This is a genomic window from Vibrio sp. R10-SF1-ISO8, from assembly GCF_059833805.1.
This window is the reverse complement of record NZ_JCBDHL010000008.1, coordinates 207,424-220,998: the sequence shown is the minus strand read 5'-3', so window position 1 is coordinate 220,998 and position 13,575 is coordinate 207,424. Positions and strand designations below refer to the sequence as shown.

Sequence of the window (13,575 nt, the reverse complement as noted above, 5' to 3'; positions counted from 1 at the left end):
ATATAACGTATGCAGGTTAGTAAAATAGATCTACCAATTCACAATATGAATCTATCTGCTTATAAATTCACCATCTCTCGCAATCATTGTGTTAAGAGTTAATTGATGGGGCTCTCCTAGACGATCTTGCCACTGTGCGGTTATCGTTATCTGTTTAAGAGAAGAGGAAAGTTCAGCAGATGGCGTACTAATTTGCCAAACAAGCTGATATGAATGTAGAGAGTCTGAACCACTGCTTATCAAATCGAAATCTGCGACCGCGACGCTAGACTGACTTGGGTCTGCACCTCGGGTACGAAACCACTCCAGTTTATTTTCTATCAGGTTTAATCCTTCAATACTCTTAACCGCAAAATCACTTCTTTGCTCGATGTAAACCTGTAACTTAATCAAAGCTAGACTCGCAATACCGATCAGCAACAAGGCAATTAGCACTTCCAATAAAGTAAAGCCTCGCCGACTATTGCCCATACCAGCCTCCGGGATACCAAGCAAACGCTTTACGCCCCTCAATAGGGTTATTCGCCGCTGAATAATCTAAGTCATAGGAGCCTTTTAGTACCACTTCCCCACCTGATGCATCAAAATGCAGCCCACCTTTAGGATGAAATGAGCCGTTATCAAAATAGACAGTATGACTACCCAGCCAAGCCTGAATAGAACTATGAAAACTAACAGAACTCCAATAATCGCTCAGGCTCGACGCGCTAAAGTCTAATGACGACATATCCACTAAGTGATAGAAAGAACCGGCAAATACATTTGAACCTGTCGAGGAGAAAATACCATTCTCCACCACTAGTGATGACGGCCAAGCAATATTCAAAGGAGTAGTGATGATGCAATGCCCTTCTATCCATAGCTTGTTATTGGTCGATGTTAAGTGGCTATTAATCACATCAGCGCAGTTGTGGCCGTCAGAAATAGTCGCTAACGAGATCACCTGATATTGCAGCTTAGCGCGCGCTATATTTTCAGCGTTTTTCGCCATATTGAAGTAGTTCTGAAATGTACTAAGCTGTGAGTCTTGCTGGTAATCGTTTTTAAACAGGTTGCCATTATCAGAGGTGCTTTGGTTACTAGAAAGAGAGGTTTTGTATTCTGGCACGCACTCACCACTAAAACCTGCATAAGGCCCGTTGGCTATAGGCGCGCTAGTCGACAATGTTCCTGCACTTCCCCCTGTTTCAAACACCACTTTAGATAGATACCTCACCGCCACGCAGTCATAAAAACCATCAGTTCTAGCCTCTCTTGGGGCATCTGGAGCAATATCAATACTGCCTATCAAACGTAAGTCCGCTGTCGATTGAATCGCGCCCATACCACTTACTTCACTGTGATGAAAACGGCGATTGACTCGATAGTTTTCACTATTGGCGTGTACAACGTAGTTATCTTCGCTGAGCGGCTCGATATAAAGCGCTTCTAGTTGCAAGGTTTCTTTACATACATCATTGAGCAAGGTGTTGGAGGCAGAAGAAAGCGCGTTAAGCTGATCCGGAAATGCATTTACATAAGCGTAGGCGCATTCTACGCCCGCTTCTGATAACCAGTGAGCCTGCCTAACCTTTACTTCGTTTTGCGCTCTTTTAATCTGATAAAGCAGAACTTTGTAGCTGGTTAGCCCCACTAATAAAGCAGTGACCAAAACAACGCTGGTAATAAGTAGAGTCGCAAATCCTCTTTCAATGACGCGGCTCATTGCCAATTCCTAAGCAACGTAGTGACATTGGCTTGATAGGTTATCTCTGTGTCATTAACTAGGTGGGCGTGGATTGAAATGTTCACCATTAGCTTCTCAGCCTCGCCACCTTTTATCACCTCTTTGTTCAGGGAAAATCCTGTGACAGATATTTGTTTAGGGTTAAACAAATTAAAACAGTAGCCTCCAAGCCCAGATGAAGAAGCGGAGGAAATTGAGAGAGGCTCGCTAGTGTGCTTTTCACACAGCTTAAGTGAGTCTCCGAGCTCTGAGATCTTAGACTCTTCACGTTTATAGACGATATTACGAAATGAGTCGCTTCCCGTAGAAGCTATGCGGTAAACATAACCCAGCAATCCCGGCTCATTTTCTATATGCAAGGGAGAAGTCGCCCCTGACAATAGGGCAGAGGCAGGCGCAACGCCATTAAAACCTGCCCGATGAATGTCCTCTTTTATTTGCTGCACGGTACTCGATAGATTTTGCGCAAGCAGCAGTTGCTTTCCTCGTTCGGTGGCGAGCTTTTGTCCACTAATAAATACCGAACCGATAACCCCAATCGCCATCACTCCCATGATCGAAGCGATCAGAAGCTCGACTAGACTTGCCCCTCGTTGACGGCAATTACGCACAGTTAGGAAAACCATAACTACTTTCACTAAGCGCGCAGATCATGATTCGGTTACCCGCGTAGGAGCTTTTTACAAGCAACGCTTGGCTAGCGTGACCTTTAGGGTAGAAGCTCAAGCTGCCATCTTTTACTCGACCGCGTAGACCATCGAATTTGATTCTATCCGCGGAATAAGTCCAATCGAGTTGTAAGTCTTTAAATGAAGTGCCCTGCAAAAATAAAATTTTGTTCCCCTCTCCCATAGTGTCTGAATCTGTCAGTGTCACCGTCCAGTCTTTGGCTGAAACTGGCGAAGAAGAAAAAGTAAAATGCGCCCATAAATCGCGGTTTCTCCAGATCGCTTCAGAACGAGCTTGGTTTAAAAAGCCATTGAGCTCGTTGGCTGCTCTGAGCATTTGACTATTGAGATGAAGATTATGAAAACTGGGTACAGCGACTGAAAGTAATGCAGCAAACACCAACACCGTGATTAAGAGCTCTAACAGAGTAAACCCGCGAGACATTTCCCAAATTCCTATGCAAAGTCAAATGTAAAGAAGTTTCCAACTTGAAGACATGCTAGCAGCTTAGAAAAATAGGCGAACAACCTGATAGGAAGCATTCGAAATGATTCGAAAAAAGTTATGTAATTCAAGAAAATATCGAGTAAAAGCAATGACATTTGTCGAATTGATGCTTGCTTTAGCCATTATCTCAATAGTCGCGGCAATCGCATATCCAAGCTATCAAAGTCACCTACTCAAGGCGCATCGGACTGCTGCACTGGCGGATCTAGCCAAAATTCAGATTGAACTCGAACGGGACTATTCAGGGAGTTATCAATCGGCAGCGACATCGGTGTTATCTGGAGGGGTGTGTAGTTTTTGCACCTTAGATACTGAGCATTTCACTGTGTCTATTTCAGCCACAGCATCTGCGTACACTATCAAGGCAGAACCTATCGGCCCACAATTAAAAGATCAGTGTTCAAACACTCACTATAGCCAACTGACTATCAATCAAACAGGTGAAATGACACCACCAAATTGTTGGCAATAAAAAAGCCTGCTAAATAGCAGGCTTTCTAAATCTCAAAGCTAGATTTAGCTTGTTAGGTCATCAAAGAACTTCTTCACACCGTTGAAGAAGCCTTCTGATTTAGGCTTATGTTTCGTCGCCGCTTCTCCACCACAAGACTCTTCAAATTCTTTTAGCAGATCTTTCTGACGCGAGCTTAGGTTAACAGGCGTTTCGACCACTAGCTTAACAATCAGATCACCTACACCGCCACCACGAACACCTTTAACACCTTTACCGCGCATACGGAACATACGGCCAGTTTGGGTCTCAGTTGGAACTTTAAGGTTTACACGACCATCAAGTGTTGGCACTTCAACTTCACCACCCAGTGCTGCCATAGCAAAGCTCACTGGTACTTCACAGTATAGGTTGTTGCCATCACGCTCAAAGATATGGTGCTCTTTGACGTGAACTTGAACATACAGATCACCCGCCGGAGCGCCATGCTCACCCGCTTCACCTTCACCAGAAAGTCGAATACGATCGCCCGTATCTACACCAGCTGGGATCTTAACGTTAAGGGTCTTAGTCTTCTGCTTACGACCTTGTCCATGACATACATTACATGGGTCTTTAATGATCTTGCCTTTACCATGACAGGTAGGACAGGTTTGTTGAACCGCAAAGAAACCTTGACGCATCTGAACCTGACCATGGCCATGACAGGTGCCACAAGTTTCCGCAGAAGTGCCTTTCTTAGCGCCGCTACCTTCACAGCTGTCACAGTGAACCAGCGTTGGTACTTCAATCTCTTTAGATACACCACGAACTGCTTCTTCAAGTGACAGCTCCATGTTGTAACGAAGGTCAGCACCGCGCTGAGCACGATGACCACCGCCACCACGACGACCGCCACCGAAGATATCACCGAACACATCACCAAAGATGTCACCGAAATCAGCACCGCCGCCACCAAAGCCGCCGCCGCCCATACCGCCTTGTTCAAAAGCAGCATGACCGTATTGGTCATAAGCAGCTTTCTTTTGCGGATCGAGAAGAATTTCGTACGCTTCTTTTACTTCTTTAAACTTTTCTGCTGCGCTTTCATCACCCTGGTTACGGTCTGGGTGGAATTTCATCGCTAGGCGCTTGTAGGCCTTTTTAATATCACGCTCTGATGCATCGCGGCTTACGCCTAATACTTCGTAAAAATCACGTTTTGACATGTTCTTCGTCACCAATGTAGTACTGCAAACGGAGGATGGTTATCACACCGCTTGGTGTTTGTATCATTCTAGATAAAGATTCGAGATTCGAGATTCGAGATTCGAGATTCGAGATTCGAGATTCGAGATTCGAGATTCGAGATTCGAGATTCGAGATTCGAGATTCGAGATTCGAGATTCGAGATTCGAGAACCATTATCTAGACTGACATCTTAATTACAAACATACGGGCGTATGAGTTTCCTCAAACGCCCGCAAGAAATTAAATTAAGTATGTCGAATCAAGAATTACTTCTTGCCCTCTTCCTTAACTTCTTCAAACTCAGCATCAACCACGTCATCTTGTTGAGGCTGTGCTTGTTCTGCACCAGCTTCAGCGCCTTGCTGTGCTTGAGCTTGCTGTTGAGCGATTTCCATTAGCTTTTGAGCTGCTGCCATAAGTGCTTGAACTTTAGCGTCGATCGCTTCTTTGTCTTCGCCCTTACGTGCTTCTTCTAGCTCAGAGATAGCTGCTTCAATCTTCTCTTTCTCGTCAGCTGGAAGTGCATCACCTGCTTCTTCCACTTGCTTACGAGTACCGTGAATCATTTGGTCAGCTTGGTTACGTGCAGTAGCTAGCTCTTCGAACTTTTTGTCCGCTTCTTTGTTAGCTTCTGCTTCTTGTACCATTTTCTCGATATCTTCGTCGCTTAGACCGCCAGAAGCTTGGATAGTGATCTTCTGCTCTTTACCAGTCGACTTATCTTTCGCAGATACGTGTAGGATACCGTCCGCATCTAGGTCGAAAGTTACTTCGATTTGAGGCATGCCACGTGGTGCTGGCTGAATACCTTCTAGGTTGAATTGACCTAGAGACTTGTTGTACATCGCCTGCTTACGCTCACCTTGAAGAACGTGGATAGTTACCGCATTCTGGTTGTCTTCTGCTGTAGAGAAAACTTGGTTTGCTTTCGTTGGGATAGTTGTGTTCTTCTCAACTAGCTTAGTCATTACGCCGCCCATAGTCTCGATACCTAGAGACAGAGGAGTAACGTCTAGTAGAAGTACGTCTTTAACATCACCAGCAAGTACACCACCTTGAACTGCAGCACCCATTGCTACTGCTTCATCAGGGTTCACGTCTTTACGAGCTTCTTTACCGAAGAACTCAGCAACTTTCGCTTGAACCATTGGCATACGAGTCTGACCACCAACAAGGATAACGTCAGTAATGTCGTTCACAGATAGGTCTGCGTCAGCTAAAGCAACTTTTAGAGGCTCAAGAGAACGTTGAACTAGGTCTTCAACTAGAGATTCTAGTTTCGCACGAGTCACTTTAACGTTCATGTGCTTAGGACCAGTCGCATCTGCAGTCACGTAAGGTAGGTTTACGTCTGTTTGAGAAGTAGAAGAAAGCTCAATTTTCGCTTTTTCTGCTGCTTCTTTAACACGCTGCATTGCTAGAGGATCGTTCTTAAGATCGATACCTTGCTCTTTCTTGAACTCTTCAACTAGGTAGTTGATCATGCGGTTATCGAAGTCTTCACCACCTAAGTGAGTGTCACCGTTAGTCGCTAGTACTTCGAATGTTTTCTCGCCTTCAACTTCGTCAATCTCGATGATAGAGATATCGAATGTACCACCACCAAGGTCGTATACCGCGATAGTGCGGTCGCCGCCTTGCTTGTCTAGACCATATGCTAGAGCAGCAGCTGTTGGTTCGTTGATGATACGTTTAACTTCTAGACCTGCGATACGGCCAGCATCTTTAGTTGCTTGACGCTGAGCATCGTTAAAGTAAGCAGGTACTGTGATAACTGCGCCAGTTACTTCCTCACCTAGGAAGTCTTCTGCAGTTTTCTTCATTTTCTTAAGGATTTCAGCAGAAACCTGAGGAGCTGCCATTTTCTGGCCTTGCGCTTCTACCCAAGCATCACCGTTGTCAGCCTTAACGATTTTGTAAGGCATGATTTCGATGTCGCGCTGAACTTCTTCGTCTTCGAAACGACGACCAATAAGACGCTTAATTGCAAATAGCGTGTTAGTTGGGTTAGTAACTGCTTGACGTTTTGCAGGTTGACCTACTAGCGTTTCACCGTCTGTGTAACCAATTACCGATGCAGTGGTGCGCTCACCCTCTGCGTTTTCAATTACACGTGGTTTGTCGCCGTCTAGTACAGCAACACATGAGTTAGTAGTACCTAAGTCAATACCAATGATTTTACCCATCAGGCTATCTCCGAATAAATTTCTATTTTCGTTTTGCTATATCCCCTATGTGGGGATGGAGAATCGGGTTTCAACCCTTGCTCACAAACAAAAATAATGATGTTTGCTTCTCTATGCCCAATAGATAAGGGCGGCAAATGGCTTTTCAAGGGACGAAGTGAAAAAAAGTTAAAAAAGATTTGGAGAGCTGGAGAGCTGGAGAGCTGGAGAGCTGGAGAGCTGGAGAGCTGGAGAGCTGGAGAGCTGGAGAGCTGGAGAGCTGGAGAGCTGGAGAGCTGGAGAGCTGGAGAGCTGGAGAGCTGGAGAGCTGGAGAGCTGGAGAGCTGGAGAGCTGGAGAGCTGGAGAGCTGGAGAGCTGGAGAGCTGGAGAGCTGGAGAGCTGGAGAGCTGGATTATTATCTCTTCCAGAGAACAAGTGTCGTCAACTAATTTTAAACTTGCTGAGTTTCTTCATACTATTTTCATGCGATTAAGCGCTCATCAAGGTTTAGGATGTTTCATTTCTTCAGTGTTCAGAATGAAATATCAAAATTTACATGTGTGGCAAATCAGTTTTGAGCTATGTAAGCAAGTCTACCCAAAAGTTAATCACATAAGCGATTACTCGTTTCGAGATCAAATCAGGCGCTCTTGTATCTCTATCTCAAGTAACATTGCCGAAGGGATGGAAAGAGAAAGCAATAAAGAAACGGCATACTTTTTAAGTGTCGCGAAAGGATCTACGGGAGAATTGAACACTCAACTTCTACTTGCCGCGGAGTTTGGCTATCTATCCTTAACTGACCGAGACAAGTTATGCGAACAGTGCAATCGTATCGCAAAGATCCTTGCCTCCCTCATAAGAAAATTTCGTACCGAATAACTCCCAACTACCTAGTTTTCTCGTTATCTAGCTTTCCAGTTCTCCATTCCTCTAACGAAAAAGCGAGCCCTAAGGCTCGCTTTCAAAATCCGACACTTTAATGATTAAGCATTCGCTTGAGCAGGTTTCGCTTCTACTTCTGCTTCTTCTTTGCCGATTTCACCTTCTGTTTTTGCAACGATAGTGTTGACAGCGGTATCGCCTACTACGTTAGAAGATGTACAGAACATATCATTGATACGGTCAACAGCTGCGATGATTGCAAGACCTTCTGGTGGAAGACCTAGTTGGTGAAGAAGAACGCCGACCATTACAACGCCGCCACCAGGAACACCACCAGCACCGATAGATAGAAGCAGGATAGTAAGACCTAGAGTGAACACGTCAGCAGTGTTGATTGGCTGACCAAATGCGTTTGCAACGAAGATAGTCGCTAGTGCGATGTAGATAGATACACCAGACATGTTCATGGTTGCACCTAGTGGTACACCAAAACCTGCTACTGATTTTGAAACGTGTAGTTTCTCAGTCAGAGTACGCATTGTTACAGGGATCGTCGCGTTCGAGCTTGCTGTAGATAGAGAGAATAAGATCTGCTCACGAGTTGCACGTAGGAACGTCTTTGGAGAAGTACCTGTCGCAATGCCTACTGCCATTGGGTAGAAGAAGAAGATCCAGAACACTAGCATTGCCACAACAAGCGCTACATAGCCTGCTACAGACATTAGCGTGTTCGCGTCTAGCGTTGCACCTAGCTGAATCATCAGCGCAAATACGCCGTATGGAGCAAGGCTCATTACTAGACCAACTAGCTTCATCATGATTTCGTTTGCCATCTTGAATGTGCGAATAGCCGGACCACCGCGTGAATCAAGAGCTTGAATAGCAAGACCTGTCAGGATTGCCATGAAGATGATTTGTAGCATGTCACCATTAGCAAACGCTTGAACAGGGTTGCTTGGTACAATGTTAACCACTAGTGAGAAGATATCAGGTGTTTCAGTTGTTGTGAGTTTAACCGTTTCTGAAATCGTACCTGCTAGGTTCGCGTCAGCACCTGGTTGGAAAATCATACCAACTGTAAGCGCCGCAGTAATCGCGATGATGGTGTTAATAATGTATAGAGCAAAGGTTTTACCACCAAGACGACCAAAGGCAGTGATGTCTTTCAGGTCAACAATACCACATACGATTGAAACGTATACCAAAGGTACAACAAGTAACTTGATCAGTGATACGAACATACCGCCCGCGCCTTCGGCAGCGCCTAGAAGGTAAGTATCAAAGATTGCAATCCCGCTAAATAAGTACTGGATCGCAGTACCGATCAGTAGACCAGCAAACAAGCCTACAAAAATCTTGCTTGAAAGCGATTTATCCATCATCCATCTCCAGAATGTTGTGTTTTCAATTTATGGTTTTATAGTTTATTCCGCCGGTTTTTCCGACAGAGTTCGCACATAATACACACAAAGGTTACAAAATAAAGAGCTTGTTTACGATAATGTTACAAGTTTCAAATAAGAAATTAATTTTATGTTAAACCCATCAACTAGAATTATTCACTAAATCAATTAGTTATTACAAACATACACAGCGGACTGGGAAAATAAAAAAAGAGAGGCCTAAGCCTCTCTTCTGTTTAAAACACGTTATATGTGAAGATTATTTAGCAACCATTACCATTGCAGGGCGAATCACACGGCCGTTAAGTTCGTAACCTTTCTGCATAACAAACATAACCGTATTGGCTTCGTGGTCAGGGCTCTCTTGGATAGACATCGCTTGGTGCATTTCTGGGTTAAACACTTCGCCTTCAGGGTTGATCTCTTTTAGACCAAACTTAGAAACCGTATCTACAAACGTTTTGTGCGTCAGTTCTACACCTTCAAGCAGTGGCTTAACCACTTCGTTTTCAGTGTCAGCGGCTTGAATTGCGCGCTCTAAGTTATCGATAACTGGCAACAGTTCTTCCGCAAACTTGTTTAGAGCGTATTTACGCGCTTTATCGATCTCAGTTTCAGTACGGCGACGCATGTTTTCAACTTCAGCCTTCGCACGTAGCACACCATCTTGCTGTTCCTGAATTTTCGCTTCACTTGTTAGTAGCGCTGCTTCTAGTTGAGCAATCTTAGCGTCTTTCTCATCACCAATCTCTTCAAGCTCTGCTTCAACTTCTTGAGCTGCCGCTTCTACTTTCTCTGCTTCTTCGATGATTTGATCCAGCTCTTCTTCTGTAACTTTGTTTTCTTCGTTGCTCATGATATCTCCAGAATTCAACTTTATTGGTTCCCAACACATCACGTTTATCGTATTGGGATACACAAAAATTCGCATAAATAGCTAACTTGCCATTATTATGGGGATGAAGATTGTCGAATCAAGCCTATTTGGTGCGGAAAACCTATGAAAAAACCTTTTGAAGTGATCGCCATCATTGGTAAACCAAGAGATCAGCAAGCTATAGCGACTCATAAAGAGCTGTATACCTGGCTTCAAAGCGAAGGTTATAAAGTGTATATCGACGATCGATTAAGCGAGATCTTAGATGATATTCCTAGTGACGATTTCGCTAGCCTGATTCAGCTTGGGCGTATTGCCGACCTAGCGATCGTCGTCGGTGGTGATGGCAACATGCTAGGTGCTGCGCGTGTCCTCTCTCGCTTTGATATTTCTGTCATAGGTGTTAACAGAGGTAATTTAGGTTTCCTTACCGACCTAAACCCAGAAGATTTCCAAACAGCTTTATCAGCCGTACTGAATGGCGAGTTCATCGAAGAAGAGCGCTTTTTACTCGAAGCAGAAGTGCATCGACATGGGCAAGTAAAAAGCCACAACGCCGCGCTTAACGAAGCGGTACTTCACCCTGGGCAAGTCGCCCATATGATTGAGTTCGAAGTTTACATCGATGATAGCTTCGCGTTCTCTTTACGAGCAGATGGCCTCATTGTATCCACGCCAACAGGCTCAACCGCCTACTCACTCTCTGGTGGCGGCCCTATCCTGTCACCGAGTTTAAATGCCATTTCACTGGTGCCTATGTTCCCGCATACCCTTTCTAGCCGCCCACTTGTGGTCGATAGCGCGCGCCATATTAAGCTTGTCGTTTCTCCAGATAACCGCGGAATGCAAGAAGTAGGCTGTGACGGTCAAGTATCATTGCCAGTCTCACCGGGCGACGAAGTCCACATCTACCAAAGCCCGAATGTGCTTAAGCTGATCCACCCGAAAGATTACAGCTACTACCATGTATTAAGAAACAAGTTGGGCTGGTCGAGTCGGTTGTTTTGAGAGCTGGAGAAGTTTTGAAGGGTTGGCGTATTTCGTCAACCCTTTTTATTTTGGCGAACTTTTCTAAAGAAGCGGGAGGCAGGAACGGACTTCGTCCTATGGATAACTGGATAACTGGATAACTGGATAACTGGATAACTGGATAACTGGATAACTGGATAACTGGATAACTAACGTTGCTCTGTTGTGGTTGAGGAGTCAACCCTCGCTTTCCAGAAGGGCGAAGCCCGATCCCGTTTTCCATCAGCGCAGCGTTCTCGCATCTCGTAGGACGAAGTCCGATCTCACACCAAAGCGTTCCCGCTCCTGATCACAAAATTTTCCCCTCGCCACTTTACTGTATAAAGAAACAGTATATACTGTTTTCTTATACAGTATTGTTCATTTAAACAGGTACAACAAAATGCTGGCTCATCTAAGTGTTAATAATTTTGCAATTGTTAAGTCTCTACAGCTAGAGCTATCCAAAGGAATGACAACCATTACCGGTGAAACTGGCGCGGGTAAATCCATCGCCATTGACGCTCTCGGTTTGTGTTTAGGCGGGCGCGCGGAAGCCAGCATGGTACGTCAAGGTGAAGAGAAAACTGAAGTAAGCGCGGCTTTCTCTTTAGAGAACAATATCAATGCTACTCGCTGGCTAGAAGACAACGACTTATTAGATGGTAGCGACTGTATTCTGCGCCGTATCATCAGTAAAGAAGGCCGCTCACGTGCTTTTATTAACGGTAGTCCTGTCCCACTTTCTCAATTAAAAACTTTGGGGCAACTGTTAATCAACATCCATGGTCAGCATGCCCATCATCAATTGATGAAAAGTGAGTACCAAATGGCAATGTTGGATCAATATGCAGGTCACTCTAACCAGCTTAAGAACACTCGTAACGCCTACCAATCTTGGCGACAATCAGACAACAACCTTAAGCAGTTGAAAGAAAACAGTGCGGCAAACCTAGCTCAGAAACAACTTCTTGAGTACCAAATCAAAGAGCTTAATGAACTCTCTCTTGGCGAGGATGAATATGAAGAACTCGAACAAGAACACAAGCGTCTCTCAAACAGTGGAGAACTTGCCTCTACCTGCCAACAAGCCATCGAACTTATTTACGAAGGTGAAGAAGTTAACGCGCTTGGTATTTTGCAATCGGCCAATCACTCCTTAATCCAGCTCGCTGAGTTGGATGAAAAATTGGCTGAGTTACCCAATATGCTTGCTGAAGCTATTATTCAAGTTGAAGAAGCGAATAGCGAACTTCGTAATTATTTGGACAACATTGATGTCGATCCTGCACGTATGGCTTACGTGGAAGAGCGTTTCTCTAAAGTCATGTCGATTGCGAGAAAGCATCATGTTATGCCTGATGAACTCTACCAACATCATCAAGATCTACTCGGTCAAATAGAAGCACTTGATTGCTCGGACGAACGCCTAGAAGAACTTGAACAAGAAGTAGAAAACAAATATCAAAGCTTCCTAACAACGTCAGAAAAGCTCCATAAATCGCGCATTCGTTATGCCAAAGAACTCAATAAGCTGATCACGGCTAGCATGCACGAGCTTAGTATGGAAAAAGCGCAGTTCCGTATTGAGGTATCAAATGAAGGCACTCACCCGTCCCCACTTGGCATGGACACCGTGTGCTTTGTTGTCTCAACCAACCCCGGGCAACCAATGCAACCTATTGCCAAAGTTGCCTCTGGTGGTGAGCTTTCGCGTATATCGCTAGCAATCCAAGTGATAACAGCGCAGAAAGTCGATACTCCTAGCCTGATCTTCGATGAAGTCGATGTGGGCATCAGTGGCCCAACAGCCGCTGTGGTCGGCAAGATGCTACGCAAGCTAGGCGAATCCACTCAAGTTCTTTGTGTCACTCACCTTCCTCAGGTAGCTGGTTGCGGCCACCAACAGCTGTTCGTCGCGAAACAAACTAAAGCAGGTAAAACCGAAACTCAGATGCACTGCTTAGACAATGAACAACGCGTGTCAGAATTAGCCCGACTACTAGGCGGAAGTGAAATTACTGATTCAACGCTAGCCAACGCTAAAGAGCTGCTTATCGCCGCTTAATCCCCGCTTTTTCGAGTCAAAGTTCCTTTCAATGAAGAATTTTGACTCGACTTTGCAACCAAATTCAAAAATCATGGTCTGAATCAATTCAAAATGCTCTCAGCTTTTTACTTTAGCGCTTAGCTTGTTTATTATCGGCTGAGTTTGATTTTTATCAGTTACAAGAATTTAAGTATGCAATTAAAAAAGTGGCTTATCGCTGTACCACTCGCTATGACAATGCTGACAGGCTGCTCGCTATTAGAAAAGTTGGTATACCGCATTGATATCAACCAAGGCAACTACGTAGAGCAATCTGCAGTAGAGCAATTAAAGTTTGGTATGACTAAAGAGCAGGTCCGTTATGTAATGGGCTCACCTATGCTCGTAGAAAATGGTTATCCTGATACTTGGTACTACATCTACCACCATACCGAAGGTCACAACGACTCAATTCAGAAAAACCTAATCGTTGACTTCAACGGTGAAGGTCAACTCGTTAATGTCGCCGGCGATTTCCCGCCAAGCAAAGACTTTTTTGAGAGTATTAACTAAAGCTGGATAGCTGGATAGCTGGATAGCTGGATAGCTGGATAGCTGGATAGC

Annotated in this window: 14 protein-coding genes; 6 read left to right on the top strand and 8 right to left on the bottom strand. The window is 44.7% G+C overall.

Going from position 1 to position 13,575, the window contains the following annotated elements; all coding sequences use genetic code 11:
* Positions 1–51: 51 nt before the first annotated feature.
* Genes AC6R00_RS04690 through AC6R00_RS04675 form a run of 4 tightly spaced genes read right to left on the bottom strand, consistent with a single transcriptional unit; the run spans position 52 to position 2,839 of the window.
* Positions 52–471 (bottom strand): prepilin-type N-terminal cleavage/methylation domain-containing protein, encoded by a 420-nt coding sequence (locus AC6R00_RS04690; protein ID WP_500639491.1) that lies wholly within the window; start codon positions 469–471, stop codon positions 52–54.
* Positions 461–1,705, bottom strand: coding sequence for a hypothetical protein (locus AC6R00_RS04685; protein WP_500639490.1), 1,245 nt, complete (start codon positions 1,703–1,705; stop codon positions 461–463). The genes AC6R00_RS04690 and AC6R00_RS04685 overlap by 11 nt, the downstream gene beginning before the upstream one ends.
* Positions 1,702–2,352 carry a pilus assembly protein PilW gene (locus AC6R00_RS04680; protein ID WP_500639489.1) on the bottom strand — a complete coding sequence of 217 codons (651 nt, stop codon included), beginning with the start codon at positions 2,350–2,352 and terminating at the stop codon, positions 1,702–1,704. The genes AC6R00_RS04685 and AC6R00_RS04680 overlap by 4 nt, the downstream gene beginning before the upstream one ends.
* Positions 2,330–2,839 carry a GspH/FimT family pseudopilin gene (locus AC6R00_RS04675; RefSeq protein WP_500639488.1) on the bottom strand — a complete coding sequence of 170 codons (510 nt, stop codon included), beginning with the start codon at positions 2,837–2,839 and terminating at the stop codon, positions 2,330–2,332. The genes AC6R00_RS04680 and AC6R00_RS04675 overlap by 23 nt, the downstream gene beginning before the upstream one ends.
* Before the next feature lie 103 nt (positions 2,840–2,942).
* On the opposite strand from AC6R00_RS04675, the gene AC6R00_RS04670 reads away from it, so the two are divergent.
* Positions 2,943–3,374 (top strand): type IV pilin protein, encoded by a 432-nt coding sequence (locus tag AC6R00_RS04670; protein ID WP_500639487.1) that lies wholly within the window; start codon positions 2,943–2,945, stop codon positions 3,372–3,374.
* Positions 3,375–3,418: 44 nt separating this feature from the next.
* Here the strand turns inward: AC6R00_RS04670 and dnaJ are convergent, their stop codons facing one another.
* Together dnaJ and dnaK are read right to left on the bottom strand one after the other, a co-directional pair.
* The gene (gene dnaJ, locus AC6R00_RS04665; RefSeq protein WP_004743230.1) at positions 3,419–4,561 is read right to left on the bottom strand and encodes a molecular chaperone DnaJ; all 1,143 of its coding nucleotides are present in this window, start codon (positions 4,559–4,561) and stop codon (positions 3,419–3,421) included.
* A 288-nt stretch (positions 4,562–4,849) separates the two neighbouring features.
* Entirely contained in the window at positions 4,850–6,769 is a 1,920-nt protein-coding gene (dnaK, locus tag AC6R00_RS04660) for a molecular chaperone DnaK (RefSeq protein WP_500639486.1), read from the bottom strand.
* 96 nt (positions 6,770–6,865) lie between these two features.
* On the opposite strand from dnaK, the gene AC6R00_RS04655 reads away from it, so the two are divergent.
* Positions 6,866–7,198 carry a hypothetical protein gene (locus AC6R00_RS04655; RefSeq protein WP_500639485.1) on the top strand — a complete coding sequence of 111 codons (333 nt, stop codon included), beginning with the start codon at positions 6,866–6,868 and terminating at the stop codon, positions 7,196–7,198.
* A gap of 88 nt (positions 7,199–7,286) precedes the next feature.
* Entirely contained in the window at positions 7,287–7,631 is a 345-nt protein-coding gene (locus AC6R00_RS04650) for a four helix bundle protein (RefSeq protein ID WP_500639484.1), read from the top strand.
* 104 nt (positions 7,632–7,735) lie between these two features.
* Here AC6R00_RS04650 and AC6R00_RS04645 read toward each other — a convergent pair whose 3' ends face one another.
* Both AC6R00_RS04645 and grpE read right to left on the bottom strand, forming a co-directional pair.
* Positions 7,736–9,013 (bottom strand): dicarboxylate/amino acid:cation symporter, encoded by a 1,278-nt coding sequence (locus AC6R00_RS04645; RefSeq protein ID WP_004744364.1) that lies wholly within the window; start codon positions 9,011–9,013, stop codon positions 7,736–7,738.
* Positions 9,014–9,296: 283 nt separating this feature from the next.
* Entirely contained in the window at positions 9,297–9,893 is a 597-nt protein-coding gene (grpE, locus tag AC6R00_RS04640; protein WP_272786534.1) for a nucleotide exchange factor GrpE, read from the bottom strand.
* 144 nt (positions 9,894–10,037) lie between these two features.
* Here grpE and nadK point away from each other — a divergent pair, with 144 nt between their 5' ends.
* The 3 genes from nadK to bamE all read left to right on the top strand — a co-directional run bounded on the left by nadK (position 10,038) and on the right by bamE (position 13,524).
* Positions 10,038–10,922: an NAD(+) kinase gene (gene nadK / locus AC6R00_RS04635; protein ID WP_367937807.1), complete on the top strand. Its 885-nt coding sequence runs from the start codon at positions 10,038–10,040 to the stop codon at positions 10,920–10,922.
* A 403-nt stretch (positions 10,923–11,325) separates the two neighbouring features.
* Complete coding sequence (gene recN / locus AC6R00_RS04630) at positions 11,326–12,990, top strand: DNA repair protein RecN (protein ID WP_500639483.1); 1,665 nt, start codon at positions 11,326–11,328, stop codon at positions 12,988–12,990.
* 174 nt (positions 12,991–13,164) lie between these two features.
* A complete protein-coding gene (bamE, locus tag AC6R00_RS04625; protein ID WP_004744368.1) occupies positions 13,165–13,524 on the top strand; it encodes an outer membrane protein assembly factor BamE in 360 nt (119 codons plus the stop codon).
* Positions 13,525–13,575 lie beyond the last annotated feature (51 nt).

Coding starts and splice junctions, on each gene's coding strand:
- AC6R00_RS04690 (WP_500639491.1), bottom strand. CDS start 471: ATGGGCAATAGTCGGCGAGGCTTTACTTTATTGGAAGTGCTAATTGCC.
- AC6R00_RS04685 (WP_500639490.1), bottom strand. CDS start 1,705: ATGAGCCGCGTCATTGAAAGAGGATTTGCGACTCTACTTATTACCAGC.
- AC6R00_RS04680 (WP_500639489.1), bottom strand. CDS start 2,352: ATGGTTTTCCTAACTGTGCGTAATTGCCGTCAACGAGGGGCAAGTCTA.
- AC6R00_RS04675 (WP_500639488.1), bottom strand. CDS start 2,839: ATGTCTCGCGGGTTTACTCTGTTAGAGCTCTTAATCACGGTGTTGGTG.
- AC6R00_RS04670 (WP_500639487.1), top strand. CDS start 2,943: ATGATTCGAAAAAAGTTATGTAATTCAAGAAAATATCGAGTAAAAGCA.
- dnaJ (WP_004743230.1), bottom strand. CDS start 4,561: ATGTCAAAACGTGATTTTTACGAAGTATTAGGCGTAAGCCGCGATGCA.
- dnaK (WP_500639486.1), bottom strand. CDS start 6,769: ATGGGTAAAATCATTGGTATTGACTTAGGTACTACTAACTCATGTGTT.
- AC6R00_RS04655 (WP_500639485.1), top strand. CDS start 6,866: ATGATGTTTGCTTCTCTATGCCCAATAGATAAGGGCGGCAAATGGCTT.
- AC6R00_RS04650 (WP_500639484.1), top strand. CDS start 7,287: ATGAAATATCAAAATTTACATGTGTGGCAAATCAGTTTTGAGCTATGT.
- AC6R00_RS04645 (WP_004744364.1), bottom strand. CDS start 9,013: ATGGATAAATCGCTTTCAAGCAAGATTTTTGTAGGCTTGTTTGCTGGT.
- grpE (WP_272786534.1), bottom strand. CDS start 9,893: ATGAGCAACGAAGAAAACAAAGTTACAGAAGAAGAGCTGGATCAAATC.
- nadK (WP_367937807.1), top strand. CDS start 10,038: ATGAAAAAACCTTTTGAAGTGATCGCCATCATTGGTAAACCAAGAGAT.
- recN (WP_500639483.1), top strand. CDS start 11,326: ATGCTGGCTCATCTAAGTGTTAATAATTTTGCAATTGTTAAGTCTCTA.
- bamE (WP_004744368.1), top strand. CDS start 13,165: ATGCAATTAAAAAAGTGGCTTATCGCTGTACCACTCGCTATGACAATG.